General features: G+C 44.1%; 17 protein-coding genes and 1 pseudogene. 6 read left to right on the top strand and 12 right to left on the bottom strand.

Going from position 1 to position 16014, the window contains the following annotated elements:
• The first annotated feature begins 44 nt into the window (after nt 1-44).
• The 4 genes and pseudogenes from HF322_RS10300 (at nt 45) to HF322_RS10285 (ending at nt 2004) form a co-directional block, all read left to right on the top strand.
• Nucleotides 45-332 (top strand): pyrimidine/purine nucleoside phosphorylase, encoded by a 288-nt coding sequence (locus HF322_RS10300; RefSeq protein ID WP_169393368.1) that lies wholly within the window; start codon nt 45-47, stop codon nt 330-332.
• Between the two features lie 46 nt (nt 333-378).
• Nucleotides 379-597 (top strand): annotated as a pseudogene (locus tag HF322_RS10295) (IS5/IS1182 family transposase); the annotation flags it as partial.
• Between the two features lie 69 nt (nt 598-666).
• Nucleotides 667-1068, top strand: a complete 402-nt coding sequence (locus HF322_RS10290; protein ID WP_169393366.1) for a hypothetical protein — start codon at nt 667-669, stop codon at nt 1066-1068.
• A 510-nt stretch (nt 1069-1578) separates the two neighbouring features.
• Nucleotides 1579-2004, top strand: a complete 426-nt coding sequence (locus tag HF322_RS10285; RefSeq protein WP_169393365.1) for a hypothetical protein — start codon at nt 1579-1581, stop codon at nt 2002-2004.
• 42 nt (nt 2005-2046) lie between these two features.
• Here the strand turns inward: HF322_RS10285 and fdx are convergent, their stop codons facing one another.
• The 8 genes from fdx to HF322_RS10245 all read right to left on the bottom strand — a co-directional run bounded on the left by fdx (nt 2047) and on the right by HF322_RS10245 (nt 8627).
• Nucleotides 2047-2385: an ISC system 2Fe-2S type ferredoxin gene (fdx, locus tag HF322_RS10280; protein WP_169393364.1), complete on the bottom strand. Its 339-nt coding sequence runs from the start codon at nt 2383-2385 to the stop codon at nt 2047-2049.
• 52 nt (nt 2386-2437) lie between these two features.
• On the bottom strand, nt 2438-4306 hold the full coding sequence (hscA, locus tag HF322_RS10275) for a Fe-S protein assembly chaperone HscA (protein WP_169393363.1): 1869 nt from the start codon (nt 4304-4306) through the stop codon (nt 2438-2440).
• Between the two features lie 165 nt (nt 4307-4471).
• Nucleotides 4472-5026, bottom strand: coding sequence for a Fe-S protein assembly co-chaperone HscB (gene hscB, locus HF322_RS10270; protein WP_169393362.1), 555 nt, complete (start codon nt 5024-5026; stop codon nt 4472-4474).
• Nucleotides 5027-5059: 33 nt separating this feature from the next.
• On the bottom strand, nt 5060-5380 hold the full coding sequence (iscA, locus tag HF322_RS10265; RefSeq protein WP_169393361.1) for an iron-sulfur cluster assembly protein IscA: 321 nt from the start codon (nt 5378-5380) through the stop codon (nt 5060-5062).
• 157 nt (nt 5381-5537) lie between these two features.
• The gene (gene iscU, locus HF322_RS10260) at nt 5538-5930 is read right to left on the bottom strand and encodes a Fe-S cluster assembly scaffold IscU (RefSeq protein WP_169393360.1); all 393 of its coding nucleotides are present in this window, start codon (nt 5928-5930) and stop codon (nt 5538-5540) included.
• A gap of 14 nt (nt 5931-5944) precedes the next feature.
• Nucleotides 5945-7171 (bottom strand): IscS subfamily cysteine desulfurase, encoded by a 1227-nt coding sequence (locus HF322_RS10255; RefSeq protein ID WP_169393359.1) that lies wholly within the window; start codon nt 7169-7171, stop codon nt 5945-5947.
• A complete protein-coding gene (locus tag HF322_RS10250) occupies nt 7168-7668 on the bottom strand; it encodes an Rrf2 family transcriptional regulator (protein WP_169393358.1) in 501 nt (166 codons plus the stop codon). The genes HF322_RS10255 and HF322_RS10250 overlap by 4 nt, the downstream gene beginning before the upstream one ends.
• A 317-nt stretch (nt 7669-7985) precedes the next feature.
• Nucleotides 7986-8627, bottom strand: coding sequence for a hypothetical protein (locus HF322_RS10245; RefSeq protein WP_169393357.1), 642 nt, complete (start codon nt 8625-8627; stop codon nt 7986-7988).
• Nucleotides 8628-9242: 615 nt separating this feature from the next.
• Here HF322_RS10245 and HF322_RS10240 point away from each other — a divergent pair.
• A complete protein-coding gene (locus HF322_RS10240; RefSeq protein ID WP_169393356.1) occupies nt 9243-9515 on the top strand; it encodes an HU family DNA-binding protein in 273 nt (90 codons plus the stop codon).
• 225 nt (nt 9516-9740) lie between these two features.
• Entirely contained in the window at nt 9741-11615 is a 1875-nt protein-coding gene (locus HF322_RS10235) for a SurA N-terminal domain-containing protein (RefSeq protein WP_169393355.1), read from the top strand.
• A gap of 89 nt (nt 11616-11704) precedes the next feature.
• Here HF322_RS10235 and purH read toward each other — a convergent pair whose 3' ends face one another.
• From purH to prmA, 4 genes are all read right to left on the bottom strand, one after another.
• The gene (gene purH / locus HF322_RS10230) at nt 11705-13285 is read right to left on the bottom strand and encodes a bifunctional phosphoribosylaminoimidazolecarboxamide formyltransferase/IMP cyclohydrolase (RefSeq protein ID WP_169393354.1); all 1581 of its coding nucleotides are present in this window, start codon (nt 13283-13285) and stop codon (nt 11705-11707) included.
• 119 nt (nt 13286-13404) lie between these two features.
• Nucleotides 13405-13659: a DNA-binding transcriptional regulator Fis gene (gene fis, locus HF322_RS10225; RefSeq protein ID WP_169393409.1), complete on the bottom strand. Its 255-nt coding sequence runs from the start codon at nt 13657-13659 to the stop codon at nt 13405-13407.
• A 79-nt stretch (nt 13660-13738) separates the two neighbouring features.
• Entirely contained in the window at nt 13739-14974 is a 1236-nt protein-coding gene (locus HF322_RS10220; RefSeq protein WP_169393353.1) for a zinc-ribbon and DUF3426 domain-containing protein, read from the bottom strand.
• A gap of 69 nt (nt 14975-15043) precedes the next feature.
• A complete protein-coding gene (prmA, locus tag HF322_RS10215; protein ID WP_169393352.1) occupies nt 15044-15976 on the bottom strand; it encodes a 50S ribosomal protein L11 methyltransferase in 933 nt (310 codons plus the stop codon).
• Between the last annotated feature and the right edge of the window lie 38 nt (nt 15977-16014).

The raw sequence follows: 16014 nt of genomic DNA, 5'->3' as shown, positions 1-16014 counted from the left end.
CTAAAGCCTCAGATGACGACCATTTAATAAAATTAAGGACAATTATGCCAAGTATCAATCAATATTTTGACCAAAAAGTGACCTCGATTGCCTTTCAAACCAAAACCCTTTCGGCAACCGTTGGCGTGATGGAAGTTGGCGAGTATGAGTTTGGCACGAGCGAATTTGAAACCATGACTGTGGTTAGCGGCGCGCTGACGGTGAAATTGCCCGCTAGCAATGACTGGCAAACGTTCGAGACAGGTCAAATGTTTACTGTGGATGCCAACCAAAAATTTGGCGTTAAAGTTGACGTTGAAACGGCTTATTTATGTACTTATGGTAAAGAATAAGTTTGTTTAAAACTAGGGCGTGTTGTATCGCATGCGCGTTGGTTATACCTTGGTGTTATGTGCCGATAAGGGCTATGATTCTGAGGTATTAAGAAAACATAATAATCTTGTTAATGACTATATGAATTGGCATTTATACAAGAGTCGGCATGTGGTAGAAAATGTGTTTGCTAAGCTTAAAAAATATAGCGCAGCTGCTCCAAGTGTTGATAAGCTCAAGCAGAGTTATGAGAATATAGTCGTGATCGCTTGTGCTTATTTTTAGTTAAAATTATGAATATTCAGCACGACATAGTATCTCATAGATAAACTGAGTAAGCTTGTAGAGAGTAATTTGAACCAAAATAGGATTACTTATAAACAATTTAAACAAGCAAAAATTGGCTATCGTAGTATAGATGAACAGAGTTTTTTTAATTGGATCTATGATACCTATGGCTGTTTATTTAATGCCAGTTTACGAGGTGGTCAGGAGGGTTATCTTGATGCAGCCAAAGGGCTGTATAGCGATGAAAGCCAAACCTACTTTTCCGGCTCTACTACCAATCTTAATACATCTATAGCTAATTTTAATGTGATGCGTAGGATTGAGTTTGATATACCACTGAATGAAACACCTGAGCACTTGCTAGCATTGATGGACACGTACCATATCAGGCATCGTCAAAGTACTGTATTACCGTTTTTATTTAAACATTTACGGGAGTTTGTAAGGATTGAAAGGCACGTTGAATAAATAAGCTACACATCATAATAGCTTTAAAAGCTTTAATATTAATGCGCTAACTATCATTAATGAATGAGACTATTTAAAAGAAGAAATTTCCATAAGCTCTTCTACTTAGAGGTTTCTCCTTTTATTGAAAATGAGCTACCGCAAGTTGTCTATCAGAAAAGCTAATGGATGAGTTACAGAACTAAGACGCCATACTTGGGACCAAGATTGCCAAAGCCCATCTGTACAGCGCTGGAAAAAAGGGATCAAGCCATTGGACACATCAAAGGTGTACTGGCGACTAAAATACATACTCGAACAGATGCATTAGAAAATCTTAGAAGATTTTATATAATAAATGGCGCAGCTCACGATCTTTGCAGCAAATAGGATTTAATAAAAAACTAAAAGCTAAATATTAATTTTTAAACTTTAAATCTTGAATAAAATATAAACTTTGTTTAGTATTAAAAAAAGATTTTATCAAAGGCTTTCGCTAAAATAACCCATAATATAATAAGGAAGCTTACTATGAGACATGTAACAGCTCTGCTACTTATTTTAACGACGACCACTTTTAGCGTTATGCCCGCTACTGCTGCATACCTTTGCAGCTATACCGCTCGCATATCCCCAAGCGATAAAGTCAATTCAAAAGGTGTCTCTATTGCTAAGGGTTACACCAACGCAACCGTCGCTGGCATTTTGCGCCAAGACCGCGCCAACCTTTATGAGTTTAACAAAGGTGATTACGAGGATTCAGGCGACTGCTTATTTTCATCAAAAGCCGCCCGCGCCAATATGCAAAAATCGATAACTGCTGGAAATATTCCCCAATACGCCAAAAAGATTATTGTCGATGGCAACCCGCTCATCAATGTTGACGTTTATAGCAGTCACATCGAGGTCGATATTTTAGAGTCTAACTACAATCGATCGCAAAGCCGAATCCGTTAAACGTTGATCAAAGCTTTACGGTTGAGCAAAGAGAATCATGAATCAATGATTTTCTTTAGCATGGTTTAACGTATATTTGGGGATTTCAATCGTCAAATCGCTATCTTCAACAACAACTTGGCAAGACAACCGCGAATCCGCTTCAAGCCCCCAAGCACGATCTAATAAGTCTGCTTCAATATCATCCATTTCTTCCAAGCTATTAAACCCCTTACGAACGACCACGTGGCAAGTGGTGCAAGCTTTTGACATCTCGCAGGCGTGCTCAATTTTAATACCTTGAGCAAGTAAGGATTTACAAAGATTCCCGCCTGATTCGATGTCAACTTCAGCGCCTTCAGGGCAAATTTCGTGATGAGGAAGAATAGTAATTTTTGGCATGGTTATCATCCGGCTTAATTGTTCAATATAAAATAGCGATTAAAAAACGTCCTTACCAATCTTGAGCGCTGGTTCCGGCAAGGCTTGATTGAACGCTTTGGTTCATAATTTTGGCAGCAAAGGCATCGCTAAACGGTTTTAAGCTTGCTTGCTTATCGTCAATGTCAGTCACGTTATCGGTAGCTAAGGCAGCTTGAAGCGCATTCATTTGCGCTCGCAATTGCGCTTGCTCATCATCATTTAGCAATTGATTGAAATCTTTTAAGGCTGACTCAAGGGCAAGCAGTTCGCGATTGGCTTCAACTTTAGTTTCGATTAATGAGCGCGCTTGTTTGTCGGCTTCTGCGTTTTGGAATCCTGCAATCAGCAACTGCTCTTTTTGCTCGTCCGATAAGCCGTAGGATGGCGTAATTTCAATTTGGCTTTCGGTTTTGGTGGTGGTTTCTTGAGCGCTAACCGTCAGCTGACCGTTGGCATCAATGCTAAAGGTCACCTCAATTCGGGCAAATCCAGCTTTCATCGGTGGGATACCATAAAGCTCAAAGCGACCAAGTGAGCGGCAGTTGTCTACCGTTTCGCGTTCCCCTTGAACCACATGGATGACCATTCCAGTTTGACCATCTTGATAGGTGGTAAAGACTTGACGACGCTTGACCGGAATTGGCGTATTTCTTGGAATAATGACTTCAACCAAGCCGCCCATCGTTTCAAGACCTAAAGATAGGGGGGTGACATCTAATAGCAATAAATTATTGCTGTCTTTATTGATGAGCAGATGGGCGGTTTGAGCGGCACCCAAAGCGACGACTTCATCAGGGTTAATAGTGCATAACGGCGTTTTACCAAAAAAATCGGCAACGACTTTTTGAATGGCTGGCATTCGCGTTGAGCCGCCAACCAAAACCACCTCGTCAAGATGCTCTGCGGTTAACTTGGCATCACGAAGCACCTGCTCGCAAACGCTTATAGTTCGGCGGCTGACAGGATCGGCAATAGCAAGTAAGTCATTGCGAGTCAATTGACCAGTAAAGCGTTGACCGTTTACCATAATATCAACAGCGACGCTGTCGTTATCGGTCAATGCTTGCTTAAATGCTTTGGCATGTTGAGCAAGGATAGATTTGTCGTGAAGGCTGACCTCTTTTGGGTTGACGCCCGCTTGTTTTATCAGCCAATTGACCACTAATCGATCAATATCGTCGCCACCAAGCGCGCTATTGCCACCCGTTGCCAGCACTTCAAAGACATCATCGCTTAATTTTAAAATTGACACATCAAAGGTGCCGCCGCCCAAATCATAAATTAAATAATAATGTTCGCTATCATCCGATTTTGGTTTATCTAAACCATAAGCCACGGCAGCAGCGGTCGGCTCATTTAATAGCCTAAGCACATGAATTCCTGCAGCTTCAGCGGCGTCCTTGGTGGCTTGGCGCTGAGCTTCATCAAAATACGCCGGAACGGTAATTACCGCGCCTGAAATGCTGTCATCGGGAAGGGCAGTTGCAGCACGATCTTTTAATACCGATAAAATTCGCGCCGAGACCTCAACGGGTGATTTTGCACCTTGATGGGTGACAAATGCAGGCATGGCATCATTTTCGCCCTCTAACTGATAAGGATGCGAAAATTTAATGTCCGTTTTGCTGCGACCCATAAAGCGCTTGGCTGAAATGATGGTATTTTGTGGATCATCAGCGGCATGATCAAGGGCTTTTGCGCCAACAAGAGGCGCTCCTGATTCTGGAAAATAAACCACGGAAGGTAAAAGGGTATCTTGAGCTGCGCCTAATACTCTTGCTTTTCCCGATTGAACGACAGCAACCAATGATCGCGTGGTTCCAAGATCAATCCCAAGCCCAAAGCGGTGCTGATGTGGTCTAGCACTTTGGTTGGGTTCCGCAATTTGTAATAAAGACATAAGATCACTCAGATAACAAATAAATAACATCAAGCAAAAGCGCCTGATTCTCTAATTTTTTAAGCTTTGGTGGATCAAGTTTGTAAATATTAAGCTGTATAGTAAACGCTGGTAATACGGCAGTCATTATACGATATAGATCGGCTTATTTTAACCGCCTTTTTATCAAACGTATAAATCGTCATCGTCACTTTGAAAGCTTGCAACTGTATCAAGACCGCGCGTCACGTCGGCTGCCAGCTTCACCAAAAATTTGAGCTTTTGAGTGGCATCGATTGCCGTTTCCCAATCGCTTGCCGCATACGACAATAAAAAACGCTTCGATTGGGCTTGCAGGCGTGCATCAATTTGCGGTTTAAGCGCTGTCAACGTTGTCGTATCATTGGTGTTGATAGCGTCATCTAAATCGATTCGCAGCTGCATCGCGTCATCTAAAAACTCAAGATCGGCAATCGATCGATCCAAATTTTGACCTTGATCCGCAAGGGTTAATAAATAAGCAGCGCGGCTGTCAGGGTGGCTAAGCGTTTGATAAGCTTGATTAATCACTGCTGAGGCTTGCTCTGCCGCTCGCTGAGCCTTGATATCTTCTTGATTGACGTAATCAGGATGATACTGTTTTTGCAATTGTCGAAGCTTTTGATCTAGATCCGATTGCGACAGCTCAAATTGGATAGGCTGCTCAAACAAGGTGAAATAATTTTCAAACGGCGTGCTCATAGCCAATGACCTCAGCGTTATTCATTGTTAAAATCAAACGGTAAATGACTCACCGCAGCCACATTCACCTTTTTGATTGGGATTGGTGAATTTAAAGCCTTCGTTTAACCCTTCTTTTTCATAGTCCATCAATAAACCATCAAGATAAACCAAGCTTTTTGGGTCAATAAAAATGCTCACGCCGTGGCTTTCAAAACGCGTATCAACGCTGTCTGGCGTGTCCACAAATTCAAGAACATAAGCCAATCCTGAGCAGCCTGCTGTCCGAATTCCGACACGGATACCTTCGCCATGACCACGGTTGTCTAAAAAGTCGCGAACGTGCTGAGCGGCGCGTTCTGTCATCTCAATCATGCCAGCTCCTTAATTTAACGTTGTGAAATATTAAAAATAAAGGTGACAAAAACTTGGGTTATTGTCACCTAGACCGCCCTGACAGTAATGGCAAGACGGATTTTTCAAAGGTTAGAATATTGCTAATTGCTCATGTTACCTAATTAACATTACTCGGCTACTCGGCAGCTTCAGTGTGCTTACTTTTATAATCGCTGATTGCCGCTTTAATGGCGTCTTCAGCAAGCACCGAGCAGTGAACTTTAACCGGTGGCAATGCCAACTCTTCAGCGATGTCCAAGTTTTTAATTTCACCGGCTTGCTCTAAGCTTTTGCCTTTGAGCCACTCGGTAACAAGCGAGCTTGAAGCAATGGCTGAGCCGCAGCCATAAGTTTTAAAGCGCGCATCTTCAATAATGCCGTTGTCATCGACTTGGATTTGCAGGCGCATCACATCACCACAAGCAGGCGCGCCTACCATTCCAGTGCCGACGTTTTTGGCATTTTTGTCAAGGTTTCCCACATTACGCGGGTTTTCATAATGATCAATTACTTGGTTGCTATAAGCCATGAGTATTCTCCTTATTAATGATCAGTCCATTCAACCGAATCTAAATCCACGCCTTCTTGGTACATATCCCAAAGCGGGGAGAGCGCGCGAAGCTTGTCAACCGCGCCGTGCATTTGACTAATCACCGTATCGATGTCCTCTTCGGTGGTGTAACGACCAAAGCTAAAGCGAATCGAGCTGTGTGCTAGCTCATCTGAGCGACCAATGGCGCGAAGCACATAAGACGGCTCAAGGGTCGCTGAAGTACAAGCCGATCCTGACGATACCGCCAAGTCTTTAAGCGACATCATGAGCGACTCGCCTTCAACAAAGTTAAAGCTGATGTTGATGATGTTCGGAACGCTATGATCAAGATCACCGTTTAAATAAATCTCTTCAATATCTTGCAAACCGTCCCAAAGCTTTTGGCGAAGTTTTGCCACATGAGCGTGATCTTCCTCAAAGCGCTCGTTTGCTAAAGCAAATGCCGCGCCAATACCAACGATTTGATGGGTTGGCAACGTTCCTGAGCGCATACCGCGTTCGTGACCACCGCCATGTTGCTCAGCTTTTAGGCGAACGCGTGGTTTTCTGCGAACAAACAACGCGCCGATACCTTTAGGACCATACGCTTTATGACCTGAAAAGCTCATTAAGTCAATTTTCATTGCTTCAAGATCAATGCGGACTTTACCAACCGCTTGCGCGCCATCCACATGGAAAATCACGCCAGCATCGCGGGTAAGCTCACCAATTGCTGCAACGTCAGTCACCGTGCCAAGCTCATTGTTAACCATCATGAGCGACACTAAAATGGTATCGTCACGAAGTGCTGCTTTCACTTGTTCTGGTAAAATTAGTCCTGTGCCTTTTTGTGGCTCAAGATAAGTGATCTCAAAGCCTTCTTGCTCAAGCGCTCGGCAAGTATCAAGAACGGCTTTATGCTCAATTTTACTGGTGATAATATGCTTGCCGCGACCTTGATAAAAATGCGCGGCACCTTTGATGGCTAAGTTGTCCGACTCCGTTGCCCCTGAAGTGAAGACAATCTCACGCGGATCGGCGTTAATCACATCGGCAATCTGCTGACGCGCGGTTTCAACCGCTTCTTCAGCTTGCCAACCATAGCCATGCGAGCGCGAGGCGGGGTTACCAAACACACCATCGACCGTCAAATACTCGGTCATCTTTTTTGCCACAGATTTGGCAACAGGCGTGGTTGCGGCATAATCTAAATAGATTAACTGGGAATGTTGGCTCATGCTGGGTTTGCCTCGCTGGTCGATAAAGTTATGGTATTAATATCTTTTATAATGCTCGGAAGATGCTGGCGCTCGGAGATGGATTGCACATTTTCCATATCTAATAATTGCGCTAAGGTAATATTTTTCAAGTACTGCTCGATATGATTGGAAAGCGCGCACCATAAATCATGCGTCAAGCACATGGTACCACCTTGACAATCGCCGCGCCCCTCGCATTGCATGGCATTGACGGATTCATCAACAGCTGAAATGATGCTCATGACATCAATCTCATCTAAAGGCTTTGCTAAATAATAGCCACCGGAGGCGCCGCGGATACTGGTCACAAGACCTCGCTTACGAAGCTTTGAGAACAGCTGCTCAAGATAAGAGATCGAAATCGATTGACGCTTGGCAATGTCGGATAGCGACACCGCGCCGTCTTGCTGGCGAGTTTGCAGCGCCAAATCTAGCAATGCCGTTACTGCATATCTGCCTCGAGTGGTTAAGCGCATATCATCTCTCCAAACCTGATCAATCAAAGGCAGCTTATCAAGGGCTTAACATGACGGTAAAGGTCTTTAAGCCCTTTTTATCAGTCAGTGGTTATCGCTAATACTTAGATTTTTTGATAAACTGCGCCATAAGGTTATTATATGAATCCTGACTAAATTAGTCAAGATTATTCCGAAGATCATTCATAAATCAAACCGATGATGGTCATTGATAATATTAATAAATTGATATTAAAATAAATTGATACTAACAAAAAGCGCTGACCCGTTTCAGCGCTTTAAAAATCTGCATTTCAATTTAAAAAATGATCATCAACTTACGTCAATATCCAACCTAAAATTGCCCCAATGGCAACCACCGTCATCACAATTGCGGCGATCATAAACATTTTTTGTTTGCTTTCAAGCTCTTTTACCGTCGTTTCAAGCTCACGATTTTTAATGGTTAAGCTGCTAATTTGCGCTTGTTGCTCACTGATCTTGCGCTTATAGCTATCGGCTTTTTCTGCTTTTTGCACGTCACTAGCTTTGGTTGCTTTGCCACCTTTAATTTTGTTAATGATGCTGTGCAATAAGCTTCCTAAACCAAGCTGGGTGATAAATTGTTTAACCAACTGGACTTGAGCGTTGTCACCGCGCATTTGCAGCTTTTCGGTCGCCTCATCATCATGAGTTGCAATCGCCATCAATACTTGCAAGCTATAAGCATTAATCACCACATCCGGCTCAAAGCTGCCTTCAGGCTGCTCTAAATCGAGCAAAACGCCCTTATAACTAAAAGTGGCAAACACTTCAATATGCGGCAAATACAAGCGCAAACAAACCCGCGTTCCTTGTTTGGCAAGCGGGTAAGCGGCGCGCCGAAGCGCAGGATCAAGCCTTAATAACAGCGTAAGTGCCGATTCAATAAATACCAAAACGATATTAAGAAATGAGTGAGATAACGTTGAGCGCTTCATGAATGCCATCCATTATTATTATTTATCATTAAAAATCCCAAAAGTCTTGCAATTTTGCCCTTGAAAGCTTGATTTATCAGTTAAGCCCTTTCTTGTTGTCATCATAAAAAGGATTGGTTCGCCTGTCAGTTAACAAATTGTTGTGCGATACCTCAAACGTCGATCAACCAAGCTATTGCCAATATCAGCAAAGCTTAACGGTTATCAATAGACATGATCTTTATTCCAAAATCACTTATGCCAAAATCACTAAAGTTAAAATGAAGTCACTAAAGTTTAAATTAGCACTTGGTTAAAAGGCGGGTGCTATTTTAAGGTAAACTTTGGGCACTGACCAATTAAAATCACGATCAGCTCTATAAGCCTTTATCAGCTTTGATTTTGAATTACAGAGGAGTTGCGTAACGATAAGTGTCAAATGCGTAGTTTTGAGCACAAAAAAGTGTAAAACTGCTTGCGCTCCTAAAGTAGCCTTGATATAAAGGCGTTAATAACGCAAATCGTGCAACTACGGGCAACTCATAGCGTGATGGTTTTTATTGCGTAAAAGCTGTGACAGCGATACAATGCCTGCCATGAGCGTTGATTACCGACCTTAACTTTGAAGGAAAATTTATGAATAAGTCAGAACTCGTTGATAGCATTGCCGAAAAAAGTGGCTTGAACAAATCTCAAGCAGGAGAGGCGCTAAATGCGATGATGGAGAGCATCGGTGAAGCGCTTGAAGCTGGCGATACCATCTCACTTGTGGGCTTTGGTACTTTTACGGTAAAAGATCGCAAAGCGCGTACGGGTCGTAACCCAAAAACAGGTGAAGAGTTGTCTATTCCTGCAAGCAAAGTGCCAAGCTTTAAAGCAGGTAAAAACCTAAAAGAGCGTTTAAACTAAGCGGTCATTCACGTGATCCAAAAAGCACCTAGGTTTAGGTGCTTTTTTTATGATAAAAAATTGTCCAAAAGCTTGGGTGAATCTTTTGAGTCTGACTCAAAATTCACGTATCATAGGCGATTGCCTGAGCAATTGGCATAAAGGCAGATGAACTTGACCTTTGGTTTGCCAAACTGTCATTTTACTTTCAATATATTATCAATTAGGTGATTAAGCAGAACGACTATGGATAAAATGCGCGATTTTTTAAAAAGCTGGCCGGGTCGAATTTTATTGATTTTATGCCTATCGCCGCTGGCTTTATTGGGAATCGAAAGCTACTTCCAAAGCGGCGTCGATCCAAACCAAATCGCTAAAGTCGGTGATGCAAGCGTGGGCGTTTCCGAATACCAAAGCGCTGTAAACAATCGGCGCTCAGAGATTTTAGCCAACCTTGAAGATGCAAGTTTACTTAATGAAGATGTGCTTCATGAACAAGTGCTGCGTGGTTTGGTGGATCGCGCCCTTTTAGAGCAGCAAGCTAAAAAGCTTGGAATGACGGTATCTGATGACACCATCAACCGCTTACTTCGTGAAGAAGCCATTTTTAAAGATGAAAATGGCAATTTTTCCAATGATTTATTTGCCACCTTTTTGCGTCAGCGCGGCATGACCAAAGATCAGCTGTTTGCTGAATTTCGCAATCAATTGAGCTTAGATCAGCTCAACGCCAGTATCGTTGGAACGGCAATTTATCCGATGAAAGCGGTCAATCAATTGATCGATTTACAGCTTGAATCAAGAAATATTTGGCTGCACCGCTTTAACTGGCAAGATTATCAGCAAAAAGTAAAGGTGAGTTCTGCTGATGTGAAAGCCTATTATGACGCCAATAAAGACGCGCTTAAAAGTCCCGCGATGGTTGATTTGGCATATATCGAATTGACCCCTGAGATGATTAAGGTGGCTGACGTCACCAAAGACGAGATCAATGCGCAGTATCAAAGCTTTAAGCAAGGTCTTGGCGTGACCGATGAGCGCCAAATTAGCCAGATTTTATTTACCGGAACTGACGCCAAAGCGCGCGCGGATAAAGTCAAAGCCCGTCTTGATAAAGGCGAATCGTTTGCAGCGCTTGCAAAAACCGAATCCGATGATCCTTCAGGAGCAAGCGGCGGCGCGATGGGAACGTTTAACCCATCGGTCTTTGGCAATGATGCCTCAATCGTTGAGCAAGCGCTTAGTGGCTTAAAGGTCAAGCAGGTGTCAAAACCTGTTAAGACTCAGTTCGGCTACCAAATCTTTATGGTGACCAGCGAAGGCGAAAGCCAAGTGCCAAGCCTTGATAGCGTTCGTGATGAGATGGTTAAGCGTGCTAAAGCTTACAAGCAGCAAGCTCAGTTTGCCGACAAAATTACTGCCATTAATGACTTGGCGGCAGATGGCTTTAGCATTGAAGACATTGCAAGCCAAGAAAATGTGCCTTTAAAGCGCATCAAAGACTACCAAAAAGACAACAATACTTCCGTATTGTCGCAGCCTGCGGTGATTAAACAAGCCTTTGATGAGTTTGTGATTCAAGATCAGTCGGTGACCACTGGCATTGATACCGGAAAATCAACCGTTTGGGTTCAGCCTAGCCGCTATCGTCCAACCAAAACGTTAAGTCTGAGCGAGGCAACTCCTAGAGTCACTCAGGTGCTATTGAAGCAGAAAGCCAGTGAACTTGCGCTAAACGATGCTAAATTGATTGCTGCTAAAATCAAAACGGCAAGCGATATTAACAAGCAGGGTGTTATCTTCCAAGCTCTTGGCGATACCAACCGTCAATCGCCGCAGCTTACGGATAAAGAGCGCAGCTTGGCGTTTAGTAAACCTGCACCAGCGGGCGGCGTGGCAGCAATGACCAGCAAAACGGAAAATGGCGCGACGCTCATTATTGGGGATGTAATAAAAACGCAGCAGCAATCGCAATTATCTGCCCTTGAAAAAGCGCAAACGGCAGCGATTATCCGTGATAATTTAGGTCAAGACCAATTGCAAGATTATCTTGAGTATCTGCGCGTGGTTCATAAAGTTGAAGTTAATGAGGCAAATATGGCAAGCGCTCAAGGTCGCTAAAATGGTGATTGATTAACTTTTAACTGTCATAAAAAAGCCACTGATGATCAGTGGCTTTTTTTATAGTGATGAAAAAAGAGGTTTAAAAATTAATGGCGGAAGTGACGCATTCCAGTAAAGACCATGGCAATGCCGTGCTCATTGGCAGCAGCAATGGTTTCGTCGTCGCGCATTGAGCCGCCGGGTTGGATGATGGCAGAAATGCCAACGTCAGCGGCGTTATCAATACCATCACGGAATGGGAAAAAAGCGTCAGATGCCATCACCGCGCCTTGAGTGACCAGTCCTGCGTGTTCAGCTTTAATCGCTGCAATTCGCGCGGAATTAACGCGGCTCATTTGTCCGGCGCCAATTCCGATGGTGCGCTGATCTTTGGCATAAACGATGGCGTTTGATTTGACATATTTGGCAACCGACCAGCTAAATAACAAATCATTAATTTGAGCTTGGGTGGGTTGAACGTCGGTGACGATTTTTAAATCAGTTGGCAAAATAATACCCAAATCTTGCTCTTGAACCAAAAGCCCGCCATTAACGCGTTTGTAATCAAGCTGGGCGGCGCGAGCCTCTGGTTTTGGCAGCTCGCCGCAAACCAAAACGCGGACATTTTTCTTAGTGCCAGTGATGTCGAGCACGCCATCTTCCAAGCTTGGGGCGATGATGACTTCGACAAATTGATTGTCGATAATCGCGCTTGCGGCAGCTTTGGTTAACGGTCGGTTAAAGGCAATGATGCCGCCAAAAGACGATTCAGGATCGGTGCTAAAGGCAGTTTTATAAGCGGTAACTTGATCTTGGTCAATGGCAACGCCGCAAGGGTTGGCATGTTTGACGATCACGCAGGCAGGAGCGCTAAAGGCTTTAACGCATTCAAGCGCGGCGTCCGTATCCGCAATATTGTTATAAGATAAGGCTTTACCTTGCAATTGCTTGGCGGTAGCAATCGAGGCTTCAACATTGTCGCTTGTTTGACGTTCAACATAAAACGCGGCAGATTGATGCGGGTTTTCGCCGTAGCGTAAATCCTCCATTTTATTAAACTGCAAATTAAGCGTTCGCGGATAAACGTCCGCGGTTTGCTCTTTGTTGACACGGCGACCTAAAAAGTTCGCAATCATGCCGTCATATTGCGCGGTATGTTCAAAGGCTTTGACCGCCAAATCGTATCGTAACTCAGCGCTTAAACTGGTGCTGCCATTTAAGGCGTCAAGGACGCGGTTATAGTCGCTTGGGTCAGTGATGATGCCAACATGAGCGTGGTTTTTAGCGGCTGCGCGAACCATAGTAGGACCACCGATGTCGATATTTTCGATGGCGTCATCCATAGTAACATTTGGATTGGCAACCGTTTGCGCAAAGGGGTATAAGTTGACCACCACCAAATCAATGCGCTTGATATCATGATCATTCATTACCGCATCATCGGTGCCGCGGCGGGCAAGGATACCGCCGTGGATTTTTGGATGCAAAGTTTTGACCCGACCGTCCATCATTTCAGGAAATCCGGTATAGTCAGAAACTTCGGTGACGGCAATATTGTTATCTTTGAGCAAGCGGTAAGTGCCGCCGGTGGACAATAAACCAAACCCTGAATCAATCAAGCCTTGAGCAAACTCAACGATCCCTGATTTGTCGGAAACGGAGAGTAGGGCAAGCGGTGTGGTAGCCATAAAAATCATTCCATAAAAGCGCCAAAATATTGGCAGGTCAAAGTTGACAAGTAAAGTTCACTTGCCTTTTGTTAAAGCAGCATCATAAAACAAATCGCTACAGGATTCAAAATTTGCAGCTACGCCATTAAGTGATACTTTTTTAATTTTTTACGTAAAGTGCCGCGGTTTAGTCCCAAAATCTGCGCCGATTTGGACTGATTGCCACGCGTTTTTTCAAGAACAACGGTCAATAGCGGCAGTTCAATCTCTTGCAAAATCAGCTCATAAACATCGCTTGGCACTTCACCATCGAGCGCCTCAAAATAGTCGCGAACCACGCGCTCAACGTGATCGCGAAGCGTGACTACTTTGAGATCATCGGTTAATGTCATTGCTGGGTCAAACTCATCGGGCAAAAACGCTCCATGAGGATCAAATTGAGCAGCGTGAGGGGTGATCATAACGTTATCCTTAATAAAAAGGCGCAATATTGACTTGAGTAAGTTGGCTTTTGCTCATGGCAACGGTAAACATCACCGGCTTTTGATGATGGCTGCCAAGCTGCGACTCATGAGCCAACACGTAATCTTCAGGACGGGCAATAAACTCGCCAACCAGCGCGCTATTTTGGTAAAGGCTGACTTTCATATTGGGAAGTAGCTGCGGCTTATCGCTTTGGTTGATTAATGTGGCTTGGATGTCGCTAAAATTGGCAGCTGGCTTGACTTGGCTTGCTCGAAGGATAGGCGTGCTGATCTCAATCATATCAATATCCGCATGCGGCAAACTGCAAGCAGCAATGGCGCATAAACTTTGCAATCGCGCGGCAAACGCGGGGTTTTTTATCAGCGAATCTAAATTAAAAATGACATATTGCGCCGCCAACAACAACACCAATACCAAGCAGCCAAGCGACCATAAAAACGTTGCCATTGATTGCGGTGGCGGCTGATTGCTGATTTTTAATCGAGCGGCGATCTTGGCTTGGCGGTCTTGTTCCAAGCGCTGGCTATCCTCAGTTTTCATTCCCATGTCGCTGAGCAGTTGCGCCAATTCTGAATCTTCGGAGCGTGCTAGTTTTGGCGCGTCCTTATTATCTTTAGTATCTTGAGCGCTTAGTAACTCTTCAAGCCAAGCGTTTTCAGCAGAATGCTTATATTGATTTTGAGTATCTAAAGGAAGATCGTCGTCATAATCCGCACAGTTGGCAGAAGAATTTTGGGGTTGAGGGTAGGTTGTATTTATTGGCGACCTAGCAGTATTTTGAATGGCATTTGCAGTTAAGATATCTTGAGCGCTTTGTTGATTGGGCTGAGCCGGTTGAGTGGGCGAAAAGTTTAAGTCATCGGCGGTCAAGCTTTGGCTTTCAAGTTGATTAAGCCAAGCATCCATATCATCAACGGAGTCATAGCCTGTAAAATGATCTGCCGCAACCGCCAAATCCATATCATCATGAATCAGCAGCTCGTCATCGCTGCTTTTATTACTGATGCGATTTGGATTTTGTAGATCAGCTTTAGAAAGTTCTGCTGAATTACTTGGAGCGCTGTTACTTGATTTTGCTGAAACCACCAAAAAGTCATTGACCAAAAAGGTATGTTGACAGCAGCCGCAGCGCGCTTTGGCATGAGCCTGATTTAGCGCGGCATTGGGCAATTTAAAAGCCGTTTGACACTGCGGACACTGCGTTTTTATGGGGGCGCTCATAATTCAAATCCAAGGAAAGTCCACAAACTTATGCTGACTTCCTATCGTAACAGATGTAAGGATATGTTGCTACCCTGTAAAAGTCCCTGAAAGTCGCTGCCAGTGTTGGTCTTCTTGAGCGCTAAATGCGTGTTTATTATCAATAGTAAAATAGGGCTGATAAGCGGCTTTTACGTCTTCGGTTTGCGATTCTATGAGTCCTGCAAGAACGATTTTACCTTTTGGCGCAATGAGCGTGGCAAAATACGGCGCAAGACCGATCAAGGGTTTGGCTAAAATATTGGCGGCAATCACATCAACAAGGGCAACTTGATCTTGGTTTGATTTGATAAAACGCTCAAAATCTTCAGGTAAAAAGGCGTGAAGCTTGCCGGCAACGTGGTTGCGATCAGCGTTTTGGTTGGTTGCTAACACGGCTTGCGGGTCAATATCGACGGCAAACACTTGCTTTGCGCCCAAAAGTAGCGCGGCAATCCCTAAAATCCCTGAGCCGCAGCCATAATCAATGACTGTTTTACCTACCAAATCCTGCTCAGTCAGCCAATCTAAACAAAGGCGTGTGGTGGCATGATATCCGGTACCAAAAGCCAGTCCTGGGTCCATGATGATGTTAGTGGCATCAGGATTGGGCGGCGTCAGCCAGTTGGGAACGATCCACAAATTATTGGCGCATTCAATCGGCTGATAATGCGCCATCCATTCGCGCTCCCAATCTTTATCATCAACTTGAGACAGCCAAACGCGGCTGGCGTTAACCTCAGCGGCAATTTCATGGCTTAAGGATTCAACCACATGATAGCGACCATTTTCTGAATTGGCATCAAAAAGCGCGGTTAAAATAACCTCATCCCAAAGGGGCGACTCACCGGGCAACGGCTCAAATAGCGGCTGATCGCCGGCGTCATCAAGAGCGATCGACAGCGCCCCTGCTTCAAGCAGTAACGCTTCTGCCAAGTCAACGTCGTTTTTTTTACATTGTAAATGCAGTTGTTGCCAAGCCATGATGAAACCCTTGTGTTAAAAAATTGCGGCTGTTAATG

Source organism: Psychrobacter sp. MF31, assembly GCF_012847335.1.
Lineage (GTDB): Bacteria > Pseudomonadota > Gammaproteobacteria > Pseudomonadales > Moraxellaceae > Psychrobacter.
Note: the sequence above shows the minus strand (reverse complement) of the source record. Positions and strands in the feature narration are given on the sequence as shown.